The organism is Adlercreutzia sp. DFI.6.23 (assembly GCF_024462535.1).
In the GTDB taxonomy this organism is placed as follows: Bacteria; Actinomycetota; Coriobacteriia; order Coriobacteriales; family Eggerthellaceae; genus Adlercreutzia; species Adlercreutzia rubneri.
Genome location: NZ_JANGBP010000003.1, coordinates 102,968 through 127,693 on the forward strand (window position 1 = coordinate 102,968; position 24,726 = coordinate 127,693).

The window sequence follows — 24,726 nt, forward strand, 5'->3', positions numbered from 1 at the left end:
GCATTGAGTTAAAAACAGGGGTCGAATTTAACTCAATTACTCCCGTTTCACTCTTTGCTGTTAAAGCGTTAACTCGATAGAGCGCTTCAGCATCCTCTCAGAAGGAAGGCCTCCTCGTTGAGTTTGTAGAATACCTTTCGCCCTATCTTCTCCTCTTGCAAGAGGCCGAGTTTTCTCAGCTCGGACAGACGCTTATAAAGCGTCTGCCGGGAGAGACGCTCAGCCTCACAAAGCTCTTTTGCGGTTACGCCGTCAAAGGTGAACAGCGTGGCGGTGATAAGCGATTCGACAAGGGTGCGCAGCGGTTCTGGGACAAGCACGGCCGAGCGATGGAGATACATATCCATCTGGCTTTTCTTTTCTGTGAGAGCATCGCGAAGATTGCACATCGCATTCACGCATATCTCTGAGAAAGCGATGACAAAAGGCGTGATATCGCCTCTATTGAGGGGGTGCTCGCACCGAGAAAAGGCCTTATAGTATTTTTCAATCTCCTGCTTTACGGCGTAGGAGATGCCCAATCCCACGATAGGCTCGTATTGGCGGGAGATGAGATAGCTGCTAATGAAGCGATTTGTTCTTCCATTGCCATCGTAGAAAGGGTGTATGTAACCAAAAAGGAAGTGGAAAAGAGCAATGCGGAGAAGAGGCTCTCGTGACTCGTCGTTGAGGACGTCAAGAGCCTGATCCATCTCCTCTATGATCCTTGCCTCGGGTTCGATTCCGTCGTGGATGGGGATGCCTGCCTCGTTGATCACATGCATCATTTTAGTGCGAAAGTAGGTGCCATCGGGGACGTTGTGGGGATCCGAGATGCGAACCTCTGCCAGCACAAGGTCGTCGTAGACATCACGCACATCGGCGCAGGTTCGAAGGGCGATGTCCGGTCGCGTCTGGAGGAGAGCATACTTTTGAACAATACCGAAAAAACGCCCACGGCGATCATTTTGCTTCAGGCGCTCGAGCACCTCGCCTATTTCGCGCCGCGTTGAGTGCACACCTTCTATTTCATTGGTCAGCACGATTTCGTCGATAAGGCAGCTGTCACGGTAGCTATCGAGGGCTCGCTGGGGAAGCGCGGCTTCCAGGCGAAGGATATCTTTGTCGATTTGAGCAGCTTCGAGCAGGGCTTCGTAGATTTCCGGAGCCATGTAGACAAAGGCGGGACTACCGGCGATAGACGTTTTGAGATGCCAGGTGCGCTCATCGTTGAATCGGCGATCGTATAGCTGATCCGCATCTTGCGCGGGGTCGTGAAAGGCCTTGCGGAGGTCGAGATATGTCATAGCGCCTTCTTCTGAAGATACGGTCTGTATTGAGTTGAAATACTAGCAGAATTTAACCGAATCGGAAGGTGCGAGAGAGAATTGAGTTAAAAATGAGAGTCGAAATTAACTCAACTTCCTCCGTTTCGTCCTTTGCTGCTAAAGCATTAACCGATAGCCGTTGAAGTTGGCGAGTGCAGTTGGAACCGCGGTAGGGATGCGTAACGTCGCGTCTACAGGTGGGCGGCGGCGGGGGAACGGAAAAGGCCCGTGGTAAAATGGCAGTGGCTCATTAGGATGAGCCGCAGGGTAAGCATTATCCGGCGATGCTCGAGTACGCAAGCTGCATTCGGCTGATAGGCTTGCAGTTCGCGGGCGTTGTCGCTTGTGGTGCCGCGAGGGTAAGGAGGCCCCCCATGTACAAGAAGATTCTCGTCCCCTACGACAAGTCCGAGCCGGCGAAAAACGCGCTGGGCGCGGCGCTCGATCTGGCGGCCGGCGTGCCCGGTGCCCAGATCACCGTGCTGTCGGTGGTCGACTGGCACGACTTCAACGCCGAGACGTTCAAAATTGCCTCGCGCATGTCCGGCGTCATGGGCGACACCATGGACATGGACGTGATCTCCGAAGTGGAGAACGAGGCCATCAAGGCCGATATGGACGCCATTGCCGATAACATCGCGCCTCTGGTGGGCGACGCCGAGGGCATTGGCATCGCCGTGGTGAACGGCTCGCCGCACGATTCCATCACCGCTTACGCCGACGAGGGCGGCTACGACTGCATCGTTATGGGCCACCGCGGCCTTGGCGCCGTGCGCGGCATGCTCGGCAGCGTGTGCTACTCGGTTCTGCACAAGACCAACGTGCCCGTGCTCATCGTGAAATAGGCTTGCGGCCATGGGACGATCGGGCGGAGGCGGCGGCTTCTCGGGAGGCGGCGGCTTTGGCGGAGGCTTTGGAAGTAGCGGCGGCGGCTTCGGCGGCGGATTCTCTGGCGGCTCGGGGTCGGGCGGCCGCTCGGCCGGGCATGGTGGCTCTGGTTTCGGCGGGGGCTATCACGGCGGCGGCTACTATGGGGGAGGCTTCGGGGGTGGCAGCTTCTGGGGCGGGTTCCTCGGCGGCCTGATGGGTTCGAGCCGCAGCGGCGGTGGCGGTGGCGGCTCGGTGCCGCCGCAAATGTCCCCGCAGCCGAGCGGCCCGCAGCAGCCCGGATCGGGCGACGGCCCCGGCGGCAATGGCCCGCAACCCGGCTCCTCTCAGGGCAAGTCCTCCAACAGCGGATGCGGCACCGTGTTCGTCATCGTTGCGGCCGTGCTGCTCGTGCTGCTGCTGGTGGTGGCTCTCGGCGGCGGCAGCTGCACGGGCGCGAATGTGCCCGCATCCACGGTGGAGCGCACGGCCCTTCCTGCTGGATCCGTGAACGAGACCGGCTACTTCACCGACGAGGACGGCGACTGGATCCACGACCCGGCCGAGCTCGAACGCGGCTTGCGCCACTTCTACGAGGAAACGGGCGTGCAGCCCTACGTGTACATCCTGCCGAACGGATCGGTGCGCTCCTACCAGGAGCTGCAGTCCATCGCCCAGGAGAAGTACGACGAGCTGTTCACCGACCAAGCCCATTTCGTGCTCGTGTTCTGCGACGACGGCAACGGGCGGTTCAACGCCGCCTACTGGGCCGGCGCGATGACTGGCTCGGTGCTCGACGACGAGGCCATCAACATCTTCAAAGCCTACCTCAGCCAGAACTACGACGACATGAGCCTCACGGAAGAGGAGATCTTCTCCGACGCCTTTGCCGACACGGCCGACCGTGTCATGACGGTGACGCCTTCGCCGCTGCCGATCATCGCGGTATGCGCGGCAGTGATAATAGTGGCCGTCGTCGTGTTCCTCATCGTGCGCAACCGCCGTCTGGCGCAGCAGCGCGAGGCAGAGCGCATGCAGGAGATTCTGAACACGCCGCTGGAGTCGCTCGCCGACGCCGAGCTGGCGGATTTGGAAAAGAAGTACGCGCAGGCAGGCGCTTCGGACGCGCCGCCGGTGCAGCCGATGAAGCCGCGGCCTTAGGCGACGCTGCGGTATTCAACCCGGCCTTCGGGCCAGATAGGAGACTGACATGGGAATCCTCGATCGCTTCACCTCCATCGTGAAGGCGAATATCAACGAGCTTTTGGACAAGGCCGAAGACCCCGAGAAGATGGTCGACCAGTACCTGCGCGAGATGACCGAGTCGCTCGCCGAGGTGCGCGAGGCCACCGCCGGCGTTATGGCCGAGGAGAAGCGCTGCAAGAAGCTCCTCGATGAGAACCGCGAGGAAACGGAGAAGTACGAGGAACTGGCCCGCAAGGCGCTCGCCGCTGGCAATGAGGCCGATGCTCGCGTGTTCCTTGCGAAGAAGCAAGAGCTGGCCGGGCGCGCCGAGGGGCTGACCGTGGCCTACGAGAGCGCGAAGGCCAACGCCGACAAGATGCGCCAGATGCACGACAAGCTGGTGGCCGACATCGAGGAGCTGAACGCGCGGAAGGCCACTATTAAGGCGAAGGCCGCCGTGGCGAAGACCCAGTCCAAGGTGAATGAGATGACCTCTGCCGGCGACCGTGCCGAGGGTGCCCGCAGTGCCTTTGACCGCATGGAGGCCAAGGCCGACGAGATGCTCGACCGCGCCAATGCCGTGGCCGAGCTGTCCGAGCAGCCGGCCGACCCCACCGAGGACTTGGCGAAGAAGTACGCTGCCGCTGGCGCCGAAGCCGCCGTCGACGACGATCTGGCCCGCCTGAAGAAGGAGATGGGCCTGGAGTAGGCCGTTTCCTGCAAGGTGGAGGCGCGCAGCCTCTGCGGCGGGTGCCCGTGATGCCTGAGTAAAAGAATGGTTTCTCCTTGTGATATCATTGCGTTAACGCAATGATTAGTTTGAAGGAGGATGCCATGTTGTCAGTTGGGGAAAGTGCTCGACAGCTAGGGGTGAGTCCGTCCCGGGTGCGAGCGCTTATCAAGGAGGGACGTCTTCCTGCAGCGAAGAACGGCCGCGAGTGGATGATTCGGGAAGAGGACGTGCTGCAAAGGCTGATGGCCTCCCCTCGCGCGGGGAGGCCGCGCGTGGGTGTGGCCGACGCACTTGGGGAGCACTCGCAGGGATCGGCGGCCGCGGCTCGCGCAGAAGCCGTTGCTTGCGCGCACGATCTGTACGACGCATGTCGGCACGCGTTTGGGCGCCTCCCCCCAACTGAGATGATGAAGGCGGCGCGGTGCCAGGAAGAGGCTTCCTTCTATATGGCCGTGTTCGACTTCTTTCTGCAGCAGCGCCAGCGGGAGCTGGTGAAGGAGGGCGTGTTCTGATGCAGCCCGTGTACGTGGTCTTCGCCGGCGTGAACGGGGCGGGGAAATCGACGTTCTATCGCACGGGTCTTTGGCGCACGGAGGACATGCCGCGCACCATGGCGCGTGTGAACTCCGACGAGATCGTCGTGGCCCAGGGCGGTGATCCGGCCTCCAGCGCCGATCAGCTGCGTGCCGGGCGTGAGGCGGTCCTCCTCATAGAAGAGTGCCTTTCTCGCCGGCGCAGCTTCAACCAGGAAACGACGCTGACGGGTCACGCGGTGCTTCGCAATATGAGCCGGGCGCGGGAGGCTGGATACCGGGTGGTGCTGTACTACATCGGCGTCGATACGGCCGCAGTGGCCCTCGACCGCATTGCCCATCGGGTGGCCGTAGGCGGTCATGATATCGACGAGGGGGCGGTGCTACGTCGCTACCGAGCGTCCCTGGGGAACCTGTCGCGCGCTCTCGACCTATGCGACGAGGCGACGATTCTGGACAACACCGTCGAGTTCGTTGCCCTCGCTCGCTGGAGCGCCGGCGTTCTCTCATGGGTGGGCGACGTGGCTAAACACGGAGCCTGGTTCATGAACGCCGTGCGCGACAACGAGCTGTGGAGGGCGTAACCCCCCTCCTCACATGCTCCATTCCAAAAGGCGGCTGAGGAAGCGGGTGAGTTCGGGGGTTTCGGGGTGGTCGAAGAGGCGGGCGGCGGCGCCGTATTCCAGAAGCCGGCCGCCGTAGAGGAAAGCGACGTGGTCGCAGGCGTGGCGGGCGAAGCCCATCTCGTGGGTGACGATGATGAAGCGCGTGCCGACTTCGGCGAGGTCGCGCACGACGTCGAGCACTTCGGTGGTGAACTCTGGGTCTAGGGCGCTTGTGGGCTCGTCCAGCAGAAGGAGGCGCGGACGGGCTGCGAGGGCGCGGGCGATGGCGACGCGCTGCTTTTGGCCGCCGGACAGCTGGGCCGGGCGCTTTGCTAGCGAGTCTTCCAAACCGAGGCGCGCGAGCAGTTCGCGAGCGCGGTCATCAGCCTCATCGGAGCTCGCGCCATGAACCACCTGCAAGGGGAGCGCCACGTTCTCCAAAGCGGTCATGTGGTGGAACAGGCCACCGTCTTGGAAGACGAAGCCCAAGGTGGCGCGGTAGGCACGCAGGGAAGTCTCGTCGAGGGAGACGGGGGAGCCATCCACCGCCATGGCGCCGGACGTGGGTGTCTCCAGGCCGCCGATGATGCGCAGCAGGGTGGACTTCCCACCGCCGGAGGGGCCGATGATGGCGAGCGCCGACACCTCTTCGTCGAAGGTGATGTCGCGCAGGACTTCCACGCCGTCGAAAGATTTGCACAGGTGGTCCAAGCTAATGCGCATAGTCGACCTCCGGGAAGGGGAGGGGGCGCGTGCTCTCACTCAACATGCGGTGCGCGGCTGTGCCGAGAAAGCATCTATGGGATAAGAGGCGAGCGGCGGTGTCGGTTCTAATGCGCATAGTCGAGCCTCTTCTCGAAGTGGCGACTCACGGCCATGATGGGCAGCGTGAGCACCAAATACAGCGCGCCGAGCAGTAGAAAGCCGCCGAAGAAGTTGTAGTTCGTGGCGGTGATCTCGCGTATGGTTTGGGTGAGCTCGATGACGGCGATGACCGACAGCAGCGACGAATCTTTGATAATGGAGGCCACCTGCCCCGTAAGTGCCGGCAGCGTGCGCGCCACCAGCTGCGGCGCCACCACGTAGCGCAAGGTTTGGGCGCGGGTGAAGCCGACGGCCCGGGCCGCTTCCATCTGCCCCGCGTCCAGCGACAGCAGGCTGCCGCGCACGATTTCGGCGATGTAGGCGCCGGAGAACAGCGACAGGATGATGATGCCGGCGAGCACGCGGTTGTCAATGCCCCAGGCTGTGCCGATGATGTAGTAGAAGAAGTACACCTGCACGATGAGCGGCGTGCCGCGGATGATTTTCACGTAGAAGTCGCACAGGTAGCGCAGTGGCAGGAAGCGCGCGCCTTGGCCCGCGGCCACGAGCACGCCGAGCACAAGGCTCAGCACGAGGGATGCCGCTGAAATGCCCACGGTCATGCAGAAGCCGTCCCAGATGCGCACGCGGTACTGAGCCACGAAATCGAAGTTCAGCGAGATGCCCGCTGCGGCCAGCGATGCCCACACCACGGCGATCACCGCCACGCACACCGCCAGGTAGTTCAGAGCCGCCTTCGCCGGGCGCACGGGCGCACCGGTCGGGGCCATGAAGGGGCTCGCTGCGCGCCGACGCTGCGGGCGATCGGGGGTTGCAGTTGTTGCGGTTTCGGGCATCGGCCCTAATCGCCTCCTTCGCAAGCTTCGGGAATCGGGATGAGCGCCTGCGCTGAGCGCTCAGGTTTTCTGCGCGTGCTTTCTACAGAGTACTGGAAATTACTCGAAATCGAAGAACCATTTGAAACCGTACTGGTCGAAGGCCTTCTTTTCGTCCGCGAGGTACTTCTCGGTGAGGCGATCGAACTCGCCGTCGGTTTTCGACTGCGCGATGAAGGCGTTCAGCTGGTCCAAGAGCTCGGTGTTGCCCTTCTTCACAGCGATGCCCCATTCCTCGGCATCCTGAAAGGGGATGAACACGGCCTCGGTGGTATCCGGGTTCGCCTGGTGGTTGCGGTAGATGGTCAGCTGGTCGTAGAGGAAGCCGTCGGCCTTGCCCTGCACTACTTCAGTCACGCACGCGCTCTCGTCGGCCAGGCGCGCGATTTCAGCGTTGGTCAGGTTCTTCGTGGCGTACACGTCCCCGGTGGAGCCGGTCTTCACGGCCACCTTCTTGCCCGGCTGGTTCAAGTCGTCGATGGAGGCCACGCCGGAATCCGCGTTCGCCAGAATGGCCAGCTGGGCCATGGCGTAGGCGTCGGAGAAGTCCACGGACTGCTTGCGCTCGTCGGTGATGGTCATGGAGCTGATGACGAGATCGGCCTTGTCCGACTGCAGCGACGGGATAAGCCCGTCCCAAGCGGTGTTCTCTATCTGCACGTCGTAGCCGTAGGCAGCTCCGAAGTCGCGGATGAAGTCGACGGCCAGCCCCTCGGGGTTGCCGGCGTCGTCCTTCGTTTCGAAGGGCGGGTAGGCCAGTTCCATGGCCACGCGGAGGGTCTTTTCGCCGGTGGCGTTGCCGTCGGTGGCAGAGCTGTCGCTATCGGCGGCATTCGAGGTACAGCCGGCCAAGCAGCAGGCAAGAATGAATGTGATGACGCCGATAAGGGCCAGTACCCTATGCGGGATTCGGAATGGTGTTGGGACGGAGACGGAAAGGGAAAAGGCGCGCTCCATGAGTTCTCTCCTTCATGATAGAGGGCTGCGATCATGCTCTTCTTTCTGGCTCTTATGGTACGGTAGACGACTGTCAGATCGACAGGAAAATATGATCTGTTAGCATTGCGATAAGCATGGCAGGATATTCTACGATTGTGCTAGTTCTAGGTTGGGTTATAGCATGGTTTGCAGTGCCCGTGCCGTGAGAAGGTGTTGCGGAAAAGGAGGCGTCCGTGGGCAGCAAGAAGCGGTCGGCGTGGCAGAAGCAGAAAGCAGAGTTCGCCGCATCTCTCGGCGGCATGGACGACCTGTTCGCCAGCGAGAACGCGCGCAGCCAGCGCCATGACGAGGAGCGCGCCGCGGCCCTTCGCCACAAGGCCTGCGAGCGCAAGAACCGCTATGCCAGCCGCTACGAGGCCGAACTCACCGCCGCCGAGTGCGCCGAACACGGCGCCCCGCCCCTGCACGTCTACCGCTGCCCCTACTGCAACGGCTGGCACCTCACCTCAAAGGGGGAGTAACCAGACACGCGAACACTTCTAGTGTAGCCCCCAAGCCTTTCGCATCTTTCGCAGAGTTTCGCAAGTTTCGCAAAAAGGGGGAGGGGCCCGTTGCGCGGTAATTTCCTGTTTCGGGCAGCGTGGCGGGCTCAGCGCCGGGCGCGGCGGTTCATGGCGAAGGCGATGGCGCCGGCTGCCGCTGCTCCCAGGGCGATGCTTGCGATGATGGCAAAGGGGACGAGATCTCCCGTTTGGGCCAGCCGTTCGCCCTCCTTCAAGCCGGTCTCGTAGACATTCTTCACGTAGTCGGCGTCGGACTTGCTCACGGGGTTCTCGATCATTTCGTCGGTGATTTCCGTCTTGTCTTGAGCGTCGCCCGATTCGATGAAGTCCTTCACGATCTCGTCCTTCACATCGTCAGGCAGGGCGTCTTCGATCTCGTCCTTATCGAAAGTGGTGTCGCTCGGCATGCTCGGTGCGGTGCTTCCATCAGCGCTCGGCGTATCGGCGGGCTTGCTGGCGCTGGAATCGTCCGCTGGCTTGTCGGCGTCGGAGTCATCGGCGGGTTGGTCGGCGGAATCGTCGCCGTTTTCGCTATCGTCGGGCTGCGCCCCATCGCCCGGCTGCGTCCCATCGCCCGGCTGCGTCGTGCCGCTGGGAATCTCAATATCGTCGGGCAGATTCGCGGAATCGGGCACATAGAGCACATTGATGACGTTGTCGTCGGGATTTACGCCCACATGTATCTCGGAAGGATAGGTGTCCACCACATAGGTGCCGTCGATCTTGTACTCGTAGGCGTCGCCCTTGACGAGTTGGTCGAAGCGCTGGTTGGTGAAGGTTTCCGACCCCATTTTGACGAACTTCACGTCATCGGGCGCCAGCGCGTCCTTCCAGTTGTCGGCGGTCAGGTCGGCGTTTTCCATGAGGTAGTAGTTCACGGTGTACTCGTTGTTCCACAGCTTGAAGTAGAAGAGGTTGATGACGTTATCGGAAGGGTTCTCAGTCAACGTGAGATTCTGCGGCCAGCCGTCCCAGAAGAAATGCCCGGGGATGTCGACTACGTAATCCCATGCGTTGATCGTTTGCCCGACGTGTACGTCGGTGAGCTCGTAGGAACCCAGCAACACCCGGCCGTTCTCGTCGGGCTCGGTATCGCCGTCGTCGTAATTGACGTTTTCGTAGTACATGATCGTCGCCGTGGTCGGTGCCCCCTCAGCAGCCTTCTCGTTGCTTTCATGGGCGTCGGGAGAGGCGTTGCCTTCTGCTGGTGTCCCCTCGGCCGCTGTTGCGTCGGTGCTGGTGGAGCCTTCAGTGTTCTCGGCCGCTGAGCTTTCATCAGATGTATCGGCCGCGGGGGCGGCGTTGTCTTCCGCTGCGGCATCGCTGGTCTCGGCAGCTTCCGCGTTCGTGTCGGAAGCCGTCGAGGCCAGGGCCTGGATGGCGCTGCTTCCCTGCTGGTAGGCGCACGCCCCGAGGGGGATAACGAGGCACAGCGCCAGTATCCACAGGGCGACAACGCGGACAGTTCGTTTCGTTGAAGCGTTCATGACGGTCTCCGATCCTCGGCTCCATCGATTATTTCTGAGCAAAAATATCGACTTTAGTATAGGAGGCGTCTTCCGCGCGGCCGCTCGTGCTCGCAAGCTGTCATCACTTCTCACGCAAGCCGTTTTCCCGCGGAAACATTGACTCTCGCCGGGCCTGCCGAAAGCAAAGGGTGGCGGGACGGCGCAGCTATTCCCTCGTCGGGAACGAGTACACGTACTGGCCGCCATAGAACTTGCCGAGCAGGTAGAGGTTGCTCGCCGCCTCGTTGGCCAGGTACACCTCGCCGTTCACGTCGTCGATGCCCTCGGCCATGGGCGGCACGGTAAGCGTCTCCACCCGCGTGGCCTCGTCCAGGAAGTACAGCGGCGCCTTGTGCCCCTCCACGAGATAGCTGCCGCCGCGCTTGGCCTGGGCCGGGTCGTAGATGCGCACCTCGGCGTCGCCGAACCCCCACGCCAGGCTGAGGACGATGTTCCCCTCGGGCGTGACGCACATGCCCTGCACGTTGCCGGGAATGGAGTACACCGCCGAGGGATGCTCGCCGAAGCCGAAGGGGCCGCCGTCGTGCGGGGAGTAGGCAAGCAGGAGAGCCGGGTTCGTCTCGCCGGAGGGGCAGCGCAGCCAGTGGCTCTTCGGTGTGGGGTAGAACAGCCGATGGGAGAACTCGCCGATGTAGAGCATGTCCTTCTGCACGGTCATGAAGGCGGGCATAAGCGGCACGGCGCGGTGCCCGGTTGCCTGCAGCACGTCGCCGTCGGCCGCCTTGGCTAGCTCGGCGCGATCCAGCGCGATGAACCCGTCGCGCACGGTGAGGAACACGAAGGGCCCGGCAGCTGTCACGGCGGCGCCGTGACCGCGGTACAGCGAGCCCTCGGGCAGGCGCACCTCGTGGCGGCGCGCCGTACCGTCGGCGCCCACCTGGTAGATGGGGGAGGGTCGGCGGTTCGCCAGGTAACCGCTGAAGAGCCAGGTTTGCTCGTCGGACAGGTAGAACAGGTCCTGGGGCACGAAGCCCTCGCTGATGCCGGGAATCTTGAAGCGGCGCGTGGCCTCGGCGTAGAACGGCTTGCACGTAGTGCGCACCGCGCGGCGCTTCAGCAGGAATCCCGCGAAGGCCACGGCGGCACCGGCGGCAATGCCGGCGCTTGCGGCGACGATGGTGGGCAAGGTCTTGGACTTCCCGCTCATAAGGAACCTCCCAACGGCGAAAGATTGCGCGTCGTGCGCAGAGTCGCGCCGAAGAGCCGGCGCGGGCTGCGCATCGGTTCCATTGTGCGTCCGTTTCCCCGCGGCGCAGGCCGCCCGTCGCGTTTGTTACGCGCAGGTCAGAAACACCTTGCGGGACTGTGGCTATCTTCTCAGCGCCCTTGAGGGGTCGATGTGCTTGAGAAGCTGGGGATTGTCGAAGAGCTCGGGGCAGAGAAGGGCCTCGCGATTAAGGGCGTGCTCGGCGCCTAGCAGCAGATTCTCGTAAAATGCCTCCAGCGGTTTCCGCTCGGGCAAGATACCGGCCTCGTTGTTGCGGTAGTTGGCCCGCACCAGGGCGTCGCGGTAGTAACGCGCGTGCTTTTGGAAGGGCTCGTTGCCCACGGTGAAGCCGAGCGAGCCGAGGTACAGTTCCGAGAACACAGCCACGGTGCGGGTGTTGCCCTCGACGAAGGGGTGCACCTGCCAGAGAAACGCGATGAACTGCGCGAGCCGCGCGACATCGGCCTCGGAGAGCGTCGTTCCGTAAGTCTGGCGGCCTTCCTCGCGGAACAGGTAGTCCAGCGACGTCTGGATCATGGCCGGGTCGGCGTACAGCACGCTGTCGCCGTTGAGAATATCCTCCTGCTTTACGAGTCGCTCGGTTTTGAACTGGCCCGGTCGATAGGTCTCGGCATCGAGATCTTGGAACAGCGCGCGGTGGATAAGGGAGAGCATGTCGGGGGCGAAGACGAAGCTGCCGGCCTCCAGCATCTCGGCGATGCGCTGGCTGACCAGATCGGCCTCGGCCGTGGCCTGTCGCCCGTCCGCTTCCCCCGTGTGATAGGCGCGGATGAGCTCGCCTGTCTCCTGCAAGGTGTACTGGCCCTGTTCGTAGCTGCGGGCCAGGTCGTGCAGGTAGGGAGATACTTCCAGCCCGTCCACCGCCTGCAGCCCGATGGCCACAGCCCAGTAGTGCCGCCGCGCCTCTGCATCGGAGGCGTGGGTGTCGGTCTCATAGGGGAAGTCGTCGAAGCTATCGGCAGACATAGCCCATCCTTCTCGTTGACCCTTTCTGCTGAGTGGAGGTGACGGAAAGTAAAACGCCCTCCGAAGAGGGCGTTCGTTTCAAATGGTGCGGGCGAGAGGACTTGAACCTCCATGGGGCTACAAAACCCTGGACATCCTTATCCCTACCTGGCCTTTTGCAAACCATGGGTGGGAGCAAATGGCCCTTAAAGACCTCGCTCGAACCATCGTTTTGCTGCACGCATTGCTGCAACGTCCCTCAGGGCGTGGCGCTCTTTTCCAGCGCTCCCGCAACCTTGTCAAAAGAGTAACAATCCTTCATTCCCACACGGTCTACCAATAATACAACGTCAAGTATAGCACAGTCGCTTTGCGGAAAGCCGCTGCATTCTGGTAGAGCTTCTGACGCTTGTATGTCCCATCCGCTACAATGTCCGCCGGTGCTCCGTCACGTCCGGGCAGCTTCATGAAAGGAGCCTGCCTATGGACACCCAGACCGTGATCGCCGTGTGCGATCTGATGCTTGTGGTTATCGGAATCATCGGACTTACTCTGGTGAGGAAGGAGTGACGGACGGTGTTTGGCCAAAGAAGAAGCCGGGCCACCTGTCGAAAGTAAACCCGGCTTAATCAAATAACCGACGCCGCCCGGCAGAACGGGGCACCGTCTGTTCGCATTATAGCATGGTGGCCGCGGCAGCACAGCCCCTGTTTTTGGTTCGGAGGGAAAGCATCATGGGCAGCAAGAAGCGCTCGGCATGGCAGAAGCAGAAGGCACAATTCGCCGCATCGCTCGGCGAGGGCGACTTGTTCGCGGAACTCGGCCTCGGGGACGATTCCGGCCGCGACCCTTTCGCCCGCGAATCGGCTGCCCGCGCCGCGCGCGACGAAGCTCACGAGGCAGCCTTGCGCCGCAGGGCCTGCGAGCGCAAGAACCGCTACGCCAGCCGCTACGAGGCGGAGCTCACCGCTGCCGAATGCGCCGAGCACGGCGCCCCGCCGCTGCACGTGTACCAGTGCCCCTACTGCAACGGCTGGCACCTCACCTCCAAGCCTGCGCGGTAGTGGCCTGCAGCAGTTGGCTTCTGTCTGCTCGAAAGCGAGAGGCCGCTGCGTTGGGGGCAGCGGCCTCTCGCAAGGGGAGGGTGTGGGGGCGGCTCGGCCAGGGTAGCCGAGCCGCATGAAGGAGAAGGCTCGGCAGGGGAGGGAGGCCGAGCCTTCAGGGAAGACGGGCTAGGCTCGTGCGTCCAAAGCGGCGGCGTTGCGCCCGGCCTTGCGGCCCCAGTGAACCGTGCCGAGCACGGCCCAGCCGCAACCGGGGTAGAACGGCCCGGTGAACATGCCCGAGGCAATCTGCCCGGCGGCAAACAGGCGCTCGATGGGCTCGCCGGCGGTGTTCAGCACGCGCGTCTCGATGTCGGTGCGCAGGCCGCCGCAGGCGCCAAGCGGGTTCTGCACGATCCGGATCGCGTAGAACGGGCCAGTCTCGATGGGGCCGAAGTCGGTACGGCGGTCGAAATCGGGATCGACGCCCTTCTTCGAGTACTCGTTCCACTTCTCCACCGTGCGCTTGAGGTTATCGGCGGGCAGCTCGGCTGCGGCGGCAAGTTCCTCCAGCGTATCGGCAACTTTCACGAAGCGGCCCTCGGTGTCCTGCTCGATCATCCATTGCACGACGTTTTCCATGTAGTCGGTCTGGTTGGAGTCGACGATGCACCAGATCTTGCAGTCGGGGCCGCCGCCCATCTTGGCGTTCTCAAAGTACTGCATAGTGCTGATATAACCCCAGTCAGCATCTTCCTGGACGAAGCGATTGCCGCGGGGGTTGACGATGATCGCGCCCTTGACCGGCGTGGACTTGTAGATGTTCTCATCCTTGTTGCCGCGCCCCTCGCCTACCCCGCCGAAGTAGAGGGTGTCGAGCATGACGCAAGCTTCGCTGAGGGCCAGATCAGCGCCTACTTCCAGGCCCATGCGGATGCCATCGCCTGTGTTATAGGGGCTCGCGCCTACCTGCACCGGCGCTCCGTTCACCTCGCGCTGATACAGGCCCCAGTACTGCTGAGGGTTCATGGCACGGGCCATCTCCATGTTGTCGCCAATGGAGCAGGTAGCCAGGATAACACCCTTCCTCGCTTTGAAGAAGTCATCGTCGGCAGACTGCACGCCCACGACCTCCTTGCCGTCCATGATGAGGTGCACCGCCTCGGTATTGGTCTTGACGGTGATGTTCTCGTAGGTGTTGGCCTTCTTCTGCAGGCAGCCGAAATGCGTCGCCGTGGGGTCGGTTTCCTCGCCGTGAATACTCGCTATGATAGCGTAGTAGTCCCAGTGAGAGCGCGGGTAGAACTCGTCGGTGTAGGCGTTGACCGGCGCCACGACGTCCACGGTTGCGTACACGCGGCCGCAGTCGTTCACGAGCCACTCGACGGCAGCAGCGCTTTCCATGCACATCTCGCGGATCATGTCCTCGTCGCCGAAGCCCTGAGCGTAGGCAATTTGTTCCTCGGCGAATTTCTCGCCCGAGTCGTCGGTGCAACCCTCGAGCTCTGCCTGCTGGGGAGTGCCGGCGCCGAGGATCATGCCGTTCGACAGCGCGGTGTCGCCGCCGCAGGTGCCCGATTTCTCCATGATGAGCACGCTCGCGCCTGCCTCGGCGGCTTCGATGGCGGCGCAGAAACCCGCCCCGCCGCCGCCGACTACGACGACGTCGTACTCGTCAGTCCAGTTCACGTCGCTGGCGCTGGTGCCGGCAAGTTCTGTCGGCCCCGACTTAGTTTGAGGGGCGCAGCCGGCAAGACCGGCCACTACCGCGGCGCTCGCGCCAACGCATCCCAGTTTCAGGAAATCCCTTCGCTCCATGCTTTTCTCCTCCTTGTCGATTTGCGTCCCTTAGGGAACGGCCGCATTGTGTGCAGAGGGAAAAGAGGGGTTCAAGAAAAGTATTTTTCAGAAGAATACGCAGTTCAAAGTCAGTTTTTCGAACAACTGAAAATAATTTTCAGGAGCCTTGGGGTGCTCCGAAGCAAAGCTGGCGCTATTATAGGGCGCACAGGGCAGGGGAAGTTTGCGGGGAGAGGTGAGGCTGCGGTGAGCGATTCCATGAGCATCAGCGAGTTCATTCGCAACGAGGAGGTTGCGGCTTTTGTGACGCGGCATGCCGGAGAGCTTGTTTCCTGGGATCAGTTCCAGGGCCTTCCCATGCCGGCCGGCTTGTCTCCCGAAACGATGTGGGAGGTCATCGAATTTGTCCGCTTGGTGGGGGTAGACGAGCAGATGCCGTTTAGCCAGTCTGATGAGGCATGTGTGGGAGAAGGCTCCTGGTACAGCATTTCCTCGGAGATGAGCGCCGTGCTCGCGCGCTTGATGCACCGCGGCCGTACTGCTGGGACTCTTGATGCCCGCTTGGCTCAATATCGGAGCGCTTACGGGAAGTCTCCGTTTCTCGTGGCCGATCTTTCCGCTGCTGCGGCCCGCGATGGGGTTGAGATCGACCCCGATGCGGTAGTCGCTCTTGCGGCGGGGACGCGCACACCTGCAACGCCGGCAGAGCGTCTGGCAGCAAACGCCCTCGCCGTTTTGCGGTCGCTCGACGAGTATTGCGACCGCGCCTTCGACGAGTCCCTCTACGGGGAGATCCAGTCTCGTCTTGATGAAGGCTGTGCGGCGTTTCCCTATCGGCCCATGCGCCGCCCGGAGACGAGTTATAACGCCTATGGAAGCGCCGATGGCAACGACCCGCTTTCACGCTACGACGCCGAGCAGAAGAGCTGGTGCCTCGAGCTGATCAGCACCCATGTGAACGAGGCGTACCAGGGTCGCGCCGAAGGCGTCGTGGCGGTTGTCATTGCCTGCGACCTCATTTGCGAGGAACTTCCCTTCGCTCGGTGGAACGGGTTCATGGAGGTCATTCTGCGGCGCCTGTTCTTCGAGCGCATCGGCATGCGGGCGCTGGCCTTCGTGTCGTTCTCTCGGGCTCTGCTCGATTGGGAGTTGGGGCTGCCCTCGGCCCAGGAACTGCCCTTCGCCTTCGGGCAGGCCATTCTCCATAGTCGTTACGGCAACAATACGACGCCCTATCTGAGACAGCTGCTGCAGTTTCTGGAACGCGGTCTCGATGACTTGGAGCGCGAGACCGACGCCATGGTAGCCCAGTTCGACCGGTGCCACGCGGCGCTGGCGGCCGATACGCGGCTCAACCATCGCCAGCAGAGCTTGCTCATGGAGCTGGTTATGAACCCGTCAGGAAGCATCGACGCAGCAACCTACGAGCGCCGCTATGACGTCACGCTCGTTACGGCCCGCGCCGATTTGAAGAAGCTCGTGCAGATGGGCTTTCTCTCCCTTGCCGAAGTTGGCAAGAAGCAGGTGTTCTCCCCAGTGCCTCACATGGGGGATGTGGTGTTCGCTCGTTCGGGCCGCGCCGCACTTGCCTAGCGTCTACTCCGCGGGGAATGAGTACACGTGGCCGCCGCCGTAGAACTTCCCGAGAAGGTGCAGGTTGCTCGCCGATTCGCTGGCCAAGTATATCTCGCCGTCCACTTCGTCGATGCCCTCGGCCATGGGCGGCACCGTCAGCGTCTGCACGAGGGTCGCGTCGTCCAGGAAGTACAGCGGGCAGCGATGGCCGTCCACCAGGTAGCTTCCTCCTCGATGCGCGCGAGCTGGGTCGTAGATGCGCACTTCGGCATCGCCGAAACCCCAGGACAGGCTGAGCGCGATGTTACCGTCGGGCGTCACGCATAGCCCCTGCACGTTGCCGGGAATGGAGTACACCGCCGCCGGATGCTCGCCGAAGCCGAAGGGCCCGTGGGCATGCGGCGCGTAGGCGTACACGAGCGCCGGGTTCACCTCGCCGGAAGGGCAGGTGAGCCAGTGGCTTTTCGGCGTGGGGTAGAACAGCCGGTGCTGGAACTCGCCGATGTAGAGCATGCCCTTCTGCACGTTCATGAACGCGGGCTCAAGGGGAATGGCCCGGCGGCCGGTGGCCTCAAGGGTATCGCCGTCGGCTGCGGTGGCCAGGGCGGCACGGTCGAGAACCACGAAGCCGTCGCGCACGGTAAGGAAGACGTGAGGACCGGCAGCTGTGATGGCAGCGCCGTGCCCACGATAAAGCGATCCGTCGGGCAGGCGCACCTCGTGGCGCCGCACTTCGCCGCCCTCGCCCACCTGGAAGATGGGCGAGGGCTTGCGGTTGGCCATGTATCCGCTGAACAACCATGTTTTCTCGTCGTCCAGATAGAAGAGATCCTGGGGCACGAAGCCGTGGTTGATGTCGGGAATCTTGAAGTGGCGCGTGGCCTCGCTGTAGAAGGGCTTGCAGGTAGCGCGCACGCGATGGCGCTTGGCGAGTACGGGGGCGAAGGCCACCGCGGCGCCTGCGACCGCAGCGCCAGCGCCGACGGCAATCTTCGCGGCCGCGGGCATGGTGGAGTGCTTCATGGCAACGCACCTCCTGGAATAGACGGCAAGAGCGTCGGGTATGGGTCCCCGACGCTCCCATTGTCCCGCTTTCAATGCGAAGGGTGCGCGCTGCCGGGATGCTCGTTACGGGAGGGAAATCAAACTGACGTTCATTTGCGCTTATCGCCGAATAGCTATCAGTGCGCGCTCCAATGACGGCAGGTGCTCCGTCACGCCCGGGCAGCTTCGAGGTTAAGGCTCAAAGGGGTTTCCAGGCTATTGTTTATTTGATCGGCTGATCATTTGCGCCTGGGGGACGGAGAAACAAATTAGGCCAGCTCGTTTTATCAAGCTGGCCTGGTGCTTTAAAGTGGTGCGGGCGAGAGGACTTGAACCTCCATGGGGTTGCCCCCATACGGACCTGAACCGTACGCGTCTGCCAATTCCGCCACGCCCGCAGGTGCTGTTTCGGCTTTGCCAAAAGAGCGTAGTTGATAATACCCGACTTACCGCGCGGGCGCAAGAAGTTTTTTCGGGAATCGTCTATTCCCCGCGCAGGATGGTGTCGGCGGCTTCCGCGAGGGCGGCATCGGTCTCGTTCTGCTGGCGACGCTCGGCGCGCTCCTCGTGGGCGATCTCGTGGCCGATGTAATCGTGAATGCCGTGGTCGGCGCGGTGCTCACGCTCCTTCTCGGCGTGCTTCTCCGCGCGTTCGTGGTCGGCGATATGCTTCTCCTGCTGTTCCAGGTGCTGCTGCAGCGTCTCTTCGCTCATGGCGGTTCCTTTCAACTTGCACGTGGCACTCTGAAGCGCTCCGCGTGACCTCATGTATCTTTTACACCTTACGCCTTCAGGTGGGCGAGCCGTCCCGTCGCGGCCATTCGTAGGCGTTTTGCAACGGGACGGTTCTATAATGGAGGGCATTGAAGACGCGAGGGAAAGGACGCGAATATGGCAGACGCGACGCCGGTGGTCGGCATCATTATGGGATCGGAATCGGACATGCCGGCCATGGAGCCGTGCATGGCCCAGCTGGACGCCATGGGCGTGCCCTACGAGGTGAAGGTGGCGAGCGCCCACCGCAAACCGGCCGTGGTGCACGAGTGGGCGGAAACGGCCCATGACCGCGGCATCAAGGTGATCATCGCCGCCGCCGGCAAGGCTGCGCATCTGGGCGGGGTGGTGGCCGCGTTCACGCCGCTACCGGTCATCGCCGTGCCCATGAAGACGAGCGATTTGGGCGGCCTGGACTCGCTGCTGTCCATGGTGCAGATGCCCTCGGGCGTGCCGGTGGCCTGTGTGGCCATCAACGGCGCGAAGAACGCCGCCATTCTGGCCGTGCAGATGATGGGCACGAACGACGAGGCCATGCTGCAAAAGGTGGCCGACCTGAAGGCAGAGATGGCGTCGTAAGCGTTCTCGTCTTGTGATGGGTGCGGTCTGCGCCATGCAATTTGCTCGACGGTTTGCGTGGCAGAGGCGGCCTTGTTCGTGGTTGCAGGCAGTTTGGCCTCCGATTTTTCCCAAAAAATTGCGTTTGTTAGCATCTGCAGTGGAGCCGCGGGAAATCTAAGGGGCGAAAATGACGATAATGAGGGCAAATGGTTCAATTTAGGGGCAGAAAGTGGACATGAGGCGAGGTCTTCCGTCTCGAATGTCTGCAGAAAATGCTAACAACCGCAATTTTTGGCGAAAAGCCGATAGGCAAATTGTCCCAGTAGATTGAGTCGGCGGGTAGATAGTAAGTTGATACCGACGGAAAGAGCGTCCGTTAGGTTGACGCCAGCGGATAGGTTGTTCCAACAGGTTGACGAGAGTGGCGGAACGAACATGGTGAAGAAACTTTTGATGGGCAATGAGGCGTTCGCCCATGCGGCTTTGGAGGCCGGGGTGAACGTGGTGGCGGGGTATCCTGGCACGCCGTCGTCCGAGCTGGTGGAAACTGTGGCGAAGCTGCACGCGGCGGGCGCGGCCCAGGACGTGCATGTGGAATGGTCCACCAACGAGAAGGCGGCGCTCGAGATGCTGGCCGGCGCGTCCTACTGCGGCGCGCGGGTGCTGTTCACCTGCAAGCAGGTGGGGCTGAACGTCGCTTCCGATGCGCTCATGTCGCTGAACTACGTGGGCACGGGCGGCGGCTGCGTGCTGTTCGTGGCCGACGATCCGGGCCCCATCTCCTCCCAAACCGAGCAGGACACGCGCCGGTTCGGCTCCTTCGCGAAGGTGCCGGTGCTCGATCCGGCCACGCCCGAGCAGGGCTTCGCCATGATGAAGGCGGCGTTTGATTTGTCCGAGCGCTACCACACGCCGGTCATCGTGCGCCCTACCACGCGCATCAATCACGCCTCCACGTTCTTCGAGGTGGCCGAAGAGACTCATGGCCGTCCGCTGCCTGAAGGGGGCTTCCAGAAGGATCCCAAATGGGTCATTTTTCCCAAGCGTGCCTACGAAGGCCACGGCGAGATTAACCGCCGCCTGGCCCAGATCGCTTGGGACTACGCTCACGACCCTGCATTTGCGCAGTTCAACGAAGTGTTCGAAGGGGGCGGGGAAGGTGAGACGATTGGCGTCGTGCAGAATGGCGTCGAAGGTGCTGGAGCGTCCGCTCCTGCGGTGGGCATTGTGGCTGGCGGCGTATCGGCAGCCTACGCCCGCGAGGCGTTATCGCTTATTGAGGCCCAGGCCTCCCGCGCCGGAATTCCTGTGCCCCGCTACCGTTTCATGGCCGTAGGCACGCCCTACCCTTTCCCGGCCGAGACGGCGGCGGCCTTCGCCGAGGAGCTGACCGATGTGATCGTCTTCGAAGAACTCGATTCCGTGCTGGAAGAGGAAATGCTGAAGCTGACCGGCGAGCGCCATCTGCCGCTGCGGGTGCATGGCAAGCTGACGGGCGAGGCTAACGATCGCGGCGAGAACACGACGGAGAACATCGCCGGCCGCCTGGGAAGGTTCTTCGACCGCACGAGCGCGTCTGCTGACTCTCCGCGCGAGGGCGGCGGCACCTCCACGTGCTCAAGCAATGGCTCGCTCGGCGGAACAGCCCACTGGGCTGTTCCGTTCGCTGCGCAACCTGCGCGCGAGGAGGTACCGCCGCCCTCGCGCTGCTCTTCCGAGACTGAGCACGGGGCCTCCCCCGACGCCGGGTGCGGACAGGCTGGTTCCCTTGCCGCCCTGGTGGCGTCCATCATCGGCGCCAACAACCTCGGCTACGACGGCCCCTTGCCGGTGCGTCCGCCGGTGCTGTGCGCGGGCTGCCCCCATCGCGGCAGCTTCTATGCCGTGAAGCAGGCGCTCCGCGGCCGCGAGGCGGTGCTGTGCGGCGACATCGGCTGCTACACGCTCGGCAATGCCCAGCCGCTCGACGCCGTGGACACCTGCCTTTGCATGGGCGCGGGCATCACTATGGCCCAGGGCTTCGCCGTGGCCGAGCCGGGCAAGAAGCAGGTGGCCTTCGTAGGCGACTCCACGTTCTTCGCCAGCGCCATGACCGGCATCGCCAATGCCGTGTACAACGGTCACGACGTCACCTTCGCCATTCTGGACAACGCCACCACGGCCATGACCGGCAGCCAGCCGCACCCCGGCACGGGCGTCACGCTCATGGGCGAGCGGCGGCGTCCCATTGTGATTGAGGAAGTGCTGCACGGTCTGGGCGTCCAGCACATTGGGTTCGCGAATCCGCACAGCCTGGAAAGCTCCGTGGCGGCGGCGCGCGCGGCCATCGACTTCGAAGGCCCGTCGGCGATCATCTTCCGCGCCCCGTGCATCCAGCTGAAGAAGCCCGATGCGCCGGTGACTATCGACGCTGATACGTGCACGGGCTGCAAGAAGTGCATCACCTCCATCGGGTGCCCCGGCATCGGCTTCGACGAGGGGCTGCGCGGTCCGAAGTCGGGCACACGCGGCCAAGCTTTTGTGGATACGGGCTTGTGCGACGGCTGCGGGCTTTGCACCCAGGTGTGTCCCTTCGACGCCATCCAGGGTGCCGTGGGTTTCGGCGGGGCGGCTCCAGTGGAACCGACCATCTACGCCCCGAACCCCGATCCGTTCCAAACCGGCCCGATCTCTGGTTTGACTTTCAGTGGGGAAGAGTTGGAATGCGGCGGAGATGCAGTGGAAGAAGGGGGTGCCCGATGATCGATATCCTGCTTGCGGGCGTGGGCGGCCAGGGCACGGTGCTGGCTGCGAAGGTGCTGGCCCAGGCGGCTCAGAGCAAGGGCTGGCAGGTGCGCACGGCCGAGACCATCGGCATGGCCCAGCGCGGCGGCAACGTGACGAGCCACGTGCGCATGGGATCGAACGGGGAGGCGGTGTACTCGCCGCTCATCACCCCCGGCACGGCCGATGTCGTCATCGCCCTGGAGCCCTGCGAGGCAGCCCGCGCCCTGCCGTTTCTGGCGCCCGGCGGCGTGCTCGTCACGGCGACGACGGCTATCCAACCGGTGACCGCGGCCCTGTCGTCTACGCCCTATCGCGCCGGCGACGTGGTGGCGGCTTTGGCGAATTCTCTTCAGGCGGAGGCGTCCCGCGAGCAAGCGGCCGAGGTCGCCATTGCGCCGAATGCCAAGGCCAACACCCAGGACGCCGAAGCCCCCGGTGTGGAAGGCTACCCGGTGCCCCTGTTCGTTCCCGTAGACGACGAGGCCCTCGTGCGCGAGGCCGGTGCGAGCTCCCGCAAGTCCCTCAACATGATGCTGCTCGCCGTGGCCGTGGCCCAGGGCCGTGTGCCGCTCACCGTCGACGAGCTGAAAGATGCGGTGCGCGCCCGCGTGAAGCCCCAGTTCGTCGCCATGAACCTCGCCGCCATTGACACCGCCGTCGCCAACTTCGGATAACAGAGGGCCTCGGATAATTTGCTCTAGCTGAATAACATGCAAGAGTTCTCATAGACGTGTTGCTTGATTTGTCAATTAAAGCATCTATAATTAATACCATAATTATGGTAATGAAAGTAGGTGCCTTATGACAGCCGCTGTGGCAGCGCTTCCGCTTATTCGACCTATCACTGATTTGCGCACGCAGTTCAATGACGTGTGCGCTCAGGCGACGGAGAGCCAGGAACCCATCATCCTCACGAAAAACGGCGTACCGGCCTATGTGCTGGAAGACTGCGCCGCTTATGAGGCCGCCGCTCAGCGCAACCGCATGTTCCTCGCCTTGCGTGAGGCGGAAATTGAAGAGCGCTACCGCCCGGAGGCGCTCACAGCGGAGGAATCCGACGCGCGCATGGCCGAAATCTTCAAGGTATGGGGGCTCGACTATGCTTGATCTTGCATGGCGTCCGCGGGCGCAGCTCGATCGGGAGTCCATCGCCATTTACCTCGGCCTCGAGCGGGGAATGCCCCAGGCGGCCCTCGATGCGATAAAGGGTATCGATGCGGCTTTGGAAACCGTACGAACCTTTCCGGACGCCGGCGGCCACTTTACCGACGACCATCTCGAGCACGAGTACCGCACGACGCTTGCGGGCCCCTACATCATCTACTACCGTTACAATGCCACTACGCTTACGGTGTACCGCATCATGCATCAGCGCCAATCCATCGACACCTACAGCCTGATTGAGTATTAACACTCAATCCAGAATCAGTATAGGTTGCCAAGGTATAATTCGAAAACAGTTGATCTCAATCAACCCTCAACCGATCAAACTCGGAAAAACATGAATCAAAAACTCGGAAAACCATGAATCAAAAACTCGGAAAACCATGAATAGTTTGATAGTATAGGGTCGATGCAAAGAAGCCGCTCGTAGAGAAAAGGTTGCGTGGGCCATGCCTCGGAAAACGCTTGTAAAGAATGGATATCTGCCGCGTCTTGTGGACGAGCAAATAGAGCGCTATCTCGAGGTCTTCGGGGCCGTAGAGGTGGCTGGTACGAAGTGGTGCGGAAAGACGTGGACGGCTTTGGCCCACGCGCAAAGCGTCAGCTATGTGGATGAAGAGTTGGACATGGCTCGTGCCGACCCAAAACTCATGCTCATAGGCGATCGCCCCCACGTTATAGACGAATGGCAGCTTGCGCCTGCGATTTGGAATGCAGTTCGTCATGCCATAGATGACGAGCGGGGGTTAAGGGGAGCGTGGCTGCTGACTGGGTCGTCCACCCCGATCTCGTCCGATGACCAAGAGGGCCAGAGCAGGCATAGTGGTGCGGGTCGGATTGGCTCTGTGAGGATGTATCCCTTCAGCTTGGCCGAGTCTGGGGAGTCTGAACGTTCTGTCTCGCTCCGCGGTCTATTCGCTCACCGGTTTCAGCCAGCGAAAGTTGAAAACGATACGCGTCAGCTAGCTGAGTTGATCTGCCGTGGGGGATGGCCCGAAGCCCTCGATCTTTCCGCTGAAAACGGTCAGCTCGTTGCAAGAGAATATCTGCGTCTTGTTTTCGAAAAGAGTGCTCCTAAACATGGCAAGAGTGGAGAGGTGGCCCGTCGGTTGTGCTTGTCGATTGCCCGCAATTTGGGACAGTCTCCAACCTACAAGACCATCATCAGCGATATGTACGGCGGAGAGGACAATCCATCATCCCTCGTAACCGAGCAGACGCTCGCCTCGTATCTGGAGTTTCTTCGCTCGATCTACCTTGTCGAGGAGGTGCCGGGCTGGGTGCCGCCAAAGCGCTCAAAAAAGCGCCTAGCGACGAAGCCGAAGCGCTACTTCGCCGATCCGTCGTTGGCCGCCGCCCTGCTATTGCTTTCGCCGGATTCCCTCCTCGCGGATGGGCAGACCTTCGGTCTTGTTTTCGAGAATCTTTGCATTCGCGATCTCAAGGTATACGCCCAGGCGATGGATCCTTCGATGCCGGCGGCTGTTTACTACTATCGGGACGATTCGGGGTTAGAGGCCGATGCTGTCATAGAGACCCTGGATGGTAGATGGGCCGCCTTCGAGTTCAAGCTCAGCGAAGAGAAGGTTCCCGATGCGGTGAAATCTCTCAGGCGGCTGCGGAAGAAAGTTGCAGAAAACCCACGAGCGCAGGGGCGTCCTCCAGAGTTCCTCTGTGTGATAACCGGCATTGGCTCGTATGCTAGAGAAGTGGAAGAGGGCATTTACGTCGTGCCCCTCAGGGCGCTGGCAGACTGATACGGTGTACCGCATCATGCACCAGCGCCAATCCATCGACACCTACAGCCTGGTCGAGTATTAAAGGACTTCCAGCGGGATTTACCGCTTGGAGTGAAAGAATTTTCT

General features: G+C 62.1%; 24 protein-coding genes and 1 tRNA gene. 14 read left to right on the forward strand and 11 right to left on the reverse strand.

All coding sequences use genetic code 11. From position 1 onward, the window contains the following. Nucleotides 1-86: 86 nt before the first annotated feature. Nucleotides 87-1,286: a Fic family protein gene (locus tag NE591_RS03600; RefSeq protein ID WP_173111073.1), complete on the reverse strand. Its 1,200-nt coding sequence runs from the start codon at nucleotides 1,284-1,286 to the stop codon at nucleotides 87-89. Between the two features lie 395 nt (nucleotides 1,287-1,681). Here NE591_RS03600 and NE591_RS03605 point away from each other — a divergent pair, with 395 nt between their 5' ends. The 5 genes from NE591_RS03605 to NE591_RS03625 all read left to right on the forward strand — a co-directional run bounded on the left by NE591_RS03605 (nucleotide 1,682) and on the right by NE591_RS03625 (nucleotide 5,209). Continuing rightward, entirely contained in the window at nucleotides 1,682-2,152 is a 471-nt protein-coding gene (locus tag NE591_RS03605) for a universal stress protein (RefSeq protein WP_173111070.1), read from the forward strand. 10 nt (nucleotides 2,153-2,162) lie between these two features. Then, entirely contained in the window at nucleotides 2,163-3,335 is a 1,173-nt protein-coding gene (locus NE591_RS03610) for a hypothetical protein (protein WP_173111066.1), read from the forward strand. A 49-nt stretch (nucleotides 3,336-3,384) separates the two neighbouring features. Continuing rightward, on the forward strand, nucleotides 3,385-4,068 hold the full coding sequence (locus NE591_RS03615) for a PspA/IM30 family protein (RefSeq protein WP_173111063.1): 684 nt from the start codon (nucleotides 3,385-3,387) through the stop codon (nucleotides 4,066-4,068). A 125-nt stretch (nucleotides 4,069-4,193) separates the two neighbouring features. Then, nucleotides 4,194-4,604, forward strand: coding sequence for a helix-turn-helix domain-containing protein (locus NE591_RS03620; RefSeq protein ID WP_173111060.1), 411 nt, complete (start codon nucleotides 4,194-4,196; stop codon nucleotides 4,602-4,604). After that, nucleotides 4,604-5,209, forward strand: coding sequence for an AAA family ATPase (locus NE591_RS03625; protein WP_173111056.1), 606 nt, complete (start codon nucleotides 4,604-4,606; stop codon nucleotides 5,207-5,209). The genes NE591_RS03620 and NE591_RS03625 overlap by 1 nt, the downstream gene beginning before the upstream one ends. A gap of 9 nt (nucleotides 5,210-5,218) precedes the next feature. On the opposite strand, the gene NE591_RS03630 is transcribed toward NE591_RS03625, so the two are convergent. From NE591_RS03630 to NE591_RS03640, 3 genes are all read right to left on the reverse strand, one after another. After that, complete coding sequence (locus tag NE591_RS03630) at nucleotides 5,219-5,953, reverse strand: amino acid ABC transporter ATP-binding protein (RefSeq protein WP_173111053.1); 735 nt, start codon at nucleotides 5,951-5,953, stop codon at nucleotides 5,219-5,221. 107 nt (nucleotides 5,954-6,060) lie between these two features. After that, nucleotides 6,061-6,891, reverse strand: a complete 831-nt coding sequence (locus tag NE591_RS03635; RefSeq protein WP_197745961.1) for an amino acid ABC transporter permease — start codon at nucleotides 6,889-6,891, stop codon at nucleotides 6,061-6,063. A gap of 99 nt (nucleotides 6,892-6,990) precedes the next feature. Next, the gene (locus NE591_RS03640; RefSeq protein ID WP_173111051.1) at nucleotides 6,991-7,887 is read right to left on the reverse strand and encodes a transporter substrate-binding domain-containing protein; all 897 of its coding nucleotides are present in this window, start codon (nucleotides 7,885-7,887) and stop codon (nucleotides 6,991-6,993) included. A 215-nt stretch (nucleotides 7,888-8,102) separates the two neighbouring features. On the opposite strand from NE591_RS03640, the gene NE591_RS03645 reads away from it, so the two are divergent. Continuing rightward, nucleotides 8,103-8,390 (forward strand): hypothetical protein, encoded by a 288-nt coding sequence (locus NE591_RS03645; RefSeq protein ID WP_114548480.1) that lies wholly within the window; start codon nucleotides 8,103-8,105, stop codon nucleotides 8,388-8,390. Between the two features lie 128 nt (nucleotides 8,391-8,518). On the opposite strand, the gene NE591_RS03650 is transcribed toward NE591_RS03645, so the two are convergent. The 3 genes from NE591_RS03650 to NE591_RS03660 all read right to left on the reverse strand — a co-directional run bounded on the left by NE591_RS03650 (nucleotide 8,519) and on the right by NE591_RS03660 (nucleotide 12,155). Continuing rightward, a complete protein-coding gene (locus NE591_RS03650) occupies nucleotides 8,519-9,919 on the reverse strand; it encodes a hypothetical protein (protein ID WP_173111048.1) in 1,401 nt (466 codons plus the stop codon). A gap of 187 nt (nucleotides 9,920-10,106) precedes the next feature. Next, entirely contained in the window at nucleotides 10,107-11,108 is a 1,002-nt protein-coding gene (locus NE591_RS03655) for a hypothetical protein (RefSeq protein WP_173111045.1), read from the reverse strand. Nucleotides 11,109-11,270: 162 nt separating this feature from the next. Then, nucleotides 11,271-12,155, reverse strand: a complete 885-nt coding sequence (locus NE591_RS03660; RefSeq protein ID WP_136435993.1) for a Fic family protein — start codon at nucleotides 12,153-12,155, stop codon at nucleotides 11,271-11,273. 713 nt (nucleotides 12,156-12,868) lie between these two features. Between NE591_RS03660 and NE591_RS03665 the strand changes: the two genes are divergently transcribed. Next, nucleotides 12,869-13,198, forward strand: a complete 330-nt coding sequence (locus tag NE591_RS03665) for a hypothetical protein (protein ID WP_173111042.1) — start codon at nucleotides 12,869-12,871, stop codon at nucleotides 13,196-13,198. Between the two features lie 168 nt (nucleotides 13,199-13,366). On the opposite strand, the gene NE591_RS03670 is transcribed toward NE591_RS03665, so the two are convergent. Continuing rightward, nucleotides 13,367-14,995, reverse strand: coding sequence for an FAD-dependent oxidoreductase (locus NE591_RS03670; RefSeq protein WP_173111038.1), 1,629 nt, complete (start codon nucleotides 14,993-14,995; stop codon nucleotides 13,367-13,369). 228 nt (nucleotides 14,996-15,223) lie between these two features. Here NE591_RS03670 and NE591_RS03675 point away from each other — a divergent pair, with 228 nt between their 5' ends. Further along, entirely contained in the window at nucleotides 15,224-16,570 is a 1,347-nt protein-coding gene (locus tag NE591_RS03675; protein WP_173111035.1) for a hypothetical protein, read from the forward strand. Nucleotides 16,571-16,573: 3 nt separating this feature from the next. On the opposite strand, the gene NE591_RS03680 is transcribed toward NE591_RS03675, so the two are convergent. The 3 genes from NE591_RS03680 to NE591_RS03690 all read right to left on the reverse strand — a co-directional run bounded on the left by NE591_RS03680 (nucleotide 16,574) and on the right by NE591_RS03690 (nucleotide 18,310). Then, a complete protein-coding gene (locus NE591_RS03680; protein ID WP_173111032.1) occupies nucleotides 16,574-17,575 on the reverse strand; it encodes a hypothetical protein in 1,002 nt (333 codons plus the stop codon). A gap of 332 nt (nucleotides 17,576-17,907) precedes the next feature. Then, nucleotides 17,908-17,994, reverse strand: a tRNA-Leu gene (locus NE591_RS03685). An 85-nt stretch (nucleotides 17,995-18,079) separates the two neighbouring features. Continuing rightward, nucleotides 18,080-18,310 (reverse strand): hypothetical protein, encoded by a 231-nt coding sequence (locus NE591_RS03690; protein WP_173111029.1) that lies wholly within the window; start codon nucleotides 18,308-18,310, stop codon nucleotides 18,080-18,082. Between the two features lie 177 nt (nucleotides 18,311-18,487). Here NE591_RS03690 and purE point away from each other — a divergent pair, with 177 nt between their 5' ends. From purE to NE591_RS03720, 6 genes are all read left to right on the forward strand, one after another. Continuing rightward, a complete protein-coding gene (gene purE / locus NE591_RS03695) occupies nucleotides 18,488-18,949 on the forward strand; it encodes a 5-(carboxyamino)imidazole ribonucleotide mutase (protein ID WP_173111026.1) in 462 nt (153 codons plus the stop codon). A gap of 417 nt (nucleotides 18,950-19,366) precedes the next feature. After that, nucleotides 19,367-21,673: a thiamine pyrophosphate-dependent enzyme gene (locus NE591_RS03700; protein ID WP_173111023.1), complete on the forward strand. Its 2,307-nt coding sequence runs from the start codon at nucleotides 19,367-19,369 to the stop codon at nucleotides 21,671-21,673. Next, nucleotides 21,670-22,371 carry an indolepyruvate oxidoreductase subunit beta gene (locus NE591_RS03705; RefSeq protein ID WP_256156333.1) on the forward strand — a complete coding sequence of 234 codons (702 nt, stop codon included), beginning with the start codon at nucleotides 21,670-21,672 and terminating at the stop codon, nucleotides 22,369-22,371. Before NE591_RS03700 ends, NE591_RS03705 begins: the two co-directional genes overlap by 4 nt. A gap of 127 nt (nucleotides 22,372-22,498) precedes the next feature. Further along, nucleotides 22,499-22,804: a type II toxin-antitoxin system prevent-host-death family antitoxin gene (locus NE591_RS03710; protein WP_022741620.1), complete on the forward strand. Its 306-nt coding sequence runs from the start codon at nucleotides 22,499-22,501 to the stop codon at nucleotides 22,802-22,804. Next, nucleotides 22,797-23,108, forward strand: coding sequence for a type II toxin-antitoxin system RelE/ParE family toxin (locus NE591_RS03715; RefSeq protein ID WP_114538936.1), 312 nt, complete (start codon nucleotides 22,797-22,799; stop codon nucleotides 23,106-23,108). The genes NE591_RS03710 and NE591_RS03715 overlap by 8 nt, the downstream gene beginning before the upstream one ends. A 202-nt stretch (nucleotides 23,109-23,310) precedes the next feature. Beyond that, nucleotides 23,311-24,618, forward strand: coding sequence for an ATP-binding protein (locus NE591_RS03720; protein ID WP_022741614.1), 1,308 nt, complete (start codon nucleotides 23,311-23,313; stop codon nucleotides 24,616-24,618). The last annotated feature ends 108 nt before the right edge of the window (nucleotides 24,619-24,726 follow it).

Excerpts from the sequence above, each read along its gene's own strand:
- NE591_RS03715 (WP_114538936.1), top strand. The coding sequence starts at position 22,797 with ATGCTTGATCTTGCATGGCGTCCGCGGGCGCAGCTCGATCGGGAGTCC.
- NE591_RS03680 (WP_173111032.1), bottom strand. The coding sequence starts at position 17,575 with ATGAAGCACTCCACCATGCCCGCGGCCGCGAAGATTGCCGTCGGCGCT.
- NE591_RS03635 (WP_197745961.1), bottom strand. The coding sequence starts at position 6,891 with ATGCCCGAAACCGCAACAACTGCAACCCCCGATCGCCCGCAGCGTCGG.
- NE591_RS03610 (WP_173111066.1), top strand. The coding sequence starts at position 2,163 with ATGGGACGATCGGGCGGAGGCGGCGGCTTCTCGGGAGGCGGCGGCTTT.
- NE591_RS03665 (WP_173111042.1), top strand. The coding sequence starts at position 12,869 with ATGGGCAGCAAGAAGCGCTCGGCATGGCAGAAGCAGAAGGCACAATTC.
- NE591_RS03670 (WP_173111038.1), bottom strand. The coding sequence starts at position 14,995 with ATGGAGCGAAGGGATTTCCTGAAACTGGGATGCGTTGGCGCGAGCGCC.
- NE591_RS03700 (WP_173111023.1), top strand. The coding sequence starts at position 19,367 with ATGGTGAAGAAACTTTTGATGGGCAATGAGGCGTTCGCCCATGCGGCT.
- NE591_RS03620 (WP_173111060.1), top strand. The coding sequence starts at position 4,194 with ATGTTGTCAGTTGGGGAAAGTGCTCGACAGCTAGGGGTGAGTCCGTCC.
- NE591_RS03720 (WP_022741614.1), top strand. The coding sequence starts at position 23,311 with ATGCCTCGGAAAACGCTTGTAAAGAATGGATATCTGCCGCGTCTTGTG.
- NE591_RS03655 (WP_173111045.1), bottom strand. The coding sequence starts at position 11,108 with ATGAGCGGGAAGTCCAAGACCTTGCCCACCATCGTCGCCGCAAGCGCC.
- NE591_RS03650 (WP_173111048.1), bottom strand. The coding sequence starts at position 9,919 with ATGAACGCTTCAACGAAACGAACTGTCCGCGTTGTCGCCCTGTGGATA.
- NE591_RS03660 (WP_136435993.1), bottom strand. The coding sequence starts at position 12,155 with ATGTCTGCCGATAGCTTCGACGACTTCCCCTATGAGACCGACACCCAC.
- NE591_RS03630 (WP_173111053.1), bottom strand. The coding sequence starts at position 5,953 with ATGCGCATTAGCTTGGACCACCTGTGCAAATCTTTCGACGGCGTGGAA.
- NE591_RS03690 (WP_173111029.1), bottom strand. The coding sequence starts at position 18,310 with ATGAGCGAAGAGACGCTGCAGCAGCACCTGGAACAGCAGGAGAAGCAT.
- NE591_RS03600 (WP_173111073.1), bottom strand. The coding sequence starts at position 1,286 with ATGACATATCTCGACCTCCGCAAGGCCTTTCACGACCCCGCGCAAGAT.
- purE (WP_173111026.1), top strand. The coding sequence starts at position 18,488 with ATGGCAGACGCGACGCCGGTGGTCGGCATCATTATGGGATCGGAATCG.
- NE591_RS03605 (WP_173111070.1), top strand. The coding sequence starts at position 1,682 with ATGTACAAGAAGATTCTCGTCCCCTACGACAAGTCCGAGCCGGCGAAA.
- NE591_RS03705 (WP_256156333.1), top strand. The coding sequence starts at position 21,670 with ATGATCGATATCCTGCTTGCGGGCGTGGGCGGCCAGGGCACGGTGCTG.
- NE591_RS03710 (WP_022741620.1), top strand. The coding sequence starts at position 22,499 with ATGACAGCCGCTGTGGCAGCGCTTCCGCTTATTCGACCTATCACTGAT.
- NE591_RS03625 (WP_173111056.1), top strand. The coding sequence starts at position 4,604 with ATGCAGCCCGTGTACGTGGTCTTCGCCGGCGTGAACGGGGCGGGGAAA.
- NE591_RS03640 (WP_173111051.1), bottom strand. The coding sequence starts at position 7,887 with ATGGAGCGCGCCTTTTCCCTTTCCGTCTCCGTCCCAACACCATTCCGA.
- NE591_RS03615 (WP_173111063.1), top strand. The coding sequence starts at position 3,385 with ATGGGAATCCTCGATCGCTTCACCTCCATCGTGAAGGCGAATATCAAC.